At 43.9% G+C, this 1,288-nt stretch carries 2 protein-coding genes; both read right to left on the bottom strand.

The features are described 5' to 3' along the window. Nucleotides 1-336, bottom strand: a 336-nt coding sequence (locus V7R35_RS17750; RefSeq protein WP_334016214.1) for a hypothetical protein, incomplete at its 3' end; no start/stop codon positions are given. Nucleotides 337-443: 107 nt separating this feature from the next. Next, the gene (locus V7R35_RS17755) at nt 444-860 is read right to left on the bottom strand and encodes a hypothetical protein (protein WP_334016216.1); all 417 of its coding nucleotides are present in this window, start codon (nt 858-860) and stop codon (nt 444-446) included. Nucleotides 861-1,288: the final 428 nt, after the last annotated feature.

Consider the following 1,288-nt stretch of genomic DNA (forward strand, 5'->3'; position numbering starts at 1 on the left):
GGTGCGTTCACTTTTACGACCTTTTTTAGAGGAGCACAACACAGCAATAATGATTGTACCTGCCGGGAAAAAGGGATTTAAAGTGAAATCCACTATGAGAATAACTGGAGCAAAAGCAAAGAAGCCAACAAGCCACCATCGCCCCCAGAAACCGGCACCCCACAGTGTAGCTAAGCTAAAAACGACCAAGCCGATGGAACATAACACCACACTAGCTAAATCCGTGCTCTTTTGGTCTAACTGAACAATTAGCCCCAATAGGAAACCAAATGCGACTAAAGAGAAAAAGCCACCTAAAAAAACACCTTTGAAAAATGTAACTGCTTCGCTTTTCATCTGGTAGCACCTAACGCTAAGCTAACGGGCAGTGACGTAGCGGCATAATCGCGAAGCGCCGCTGCGTTACTGTCCCAGTGAAAGGAGTGAACGTGTTAAGCGCTTTGTTAGGCACCACCGTGCTCCAATGCTATTAATTGCAGCGTTGCGTTTTGGAATTCGTAATGAATGGAGTGGCCGGTAAAAAATACTTTTACCCACTCGCGCTCATTACCCAAGAACTTTGATGTTCCCTGTTCGAAGCTCAAAGAATTGTTGTTGCTAAAACTTTTTGCATCTTCAACAGAGTGGAAAATTTTTACTCCATTAACATGAGCTCTATTTTGTATGAATATTGTCTTTAATACTTGTTCTGAGTCAAAAGAAAATTCCAAACCCAAACTATCAATTGAGGCAGAGTAGCTGTCAGGAGCATTTTCATTTAGCCGATCATATTCGTATATGACATCAACGTCATATGACTCAAACAAGTCGTTTAACAATTCTGATTTCAGAAAGTTGCCTAACAGTTTGATGATTTCCATGTGGTGCCTAACGCTAAGCTAAGGGGCGGTTGCACGTGGGGCATAATAACGAAGTTGCCCCGCGTGTAAGCGTCCCAGTGACCGAAGGGAACGACTTAAGCGCTTTGTTAGAAGCAGAGCCTGTTCCGTTGGCCTTTTTAAAAACTATTGAAGCCAGCATACGATTGATTGTTAACGCAAACAAGTGAAACGACAGCGCGGTGATGTTTTTGAACTAACTGTAGCAAGCCGCCATATGAACTGACAAACGCATTGGCGCTTGCTGACCCAAAATAAGACCTTGGCGACAAAGCGCCTAATGCGCAACCGCAGGTTTTGATGCGGCGACATTAAAACTACCGAAAGCCAAAGCGATGCTAGTGAAGAAAGGTGAGGGTAGTTGAGCTGATTGTTTAACTAAGCCAAACGCAGTTTAGGCTGACGCCTTC

Source organism: Alteromonas sp. S167 (assembly GCF_036864375.1).
Classification (GTDB): domain Bacteria; phylum Pseudomonadota; class Gammaproteobacteria; order Enterobacterales; family Alteromonadaceae; genus Alteromonas.

Coding starts and splice junctions, on each gene's coding strand:
- V7R35_RS17755 (WP_334016216.1), bottom strand. CDS start 860: ATGGAAATCATCAAACTGTTAGGCAACTTTCTGAAATCAGAATTGTTA.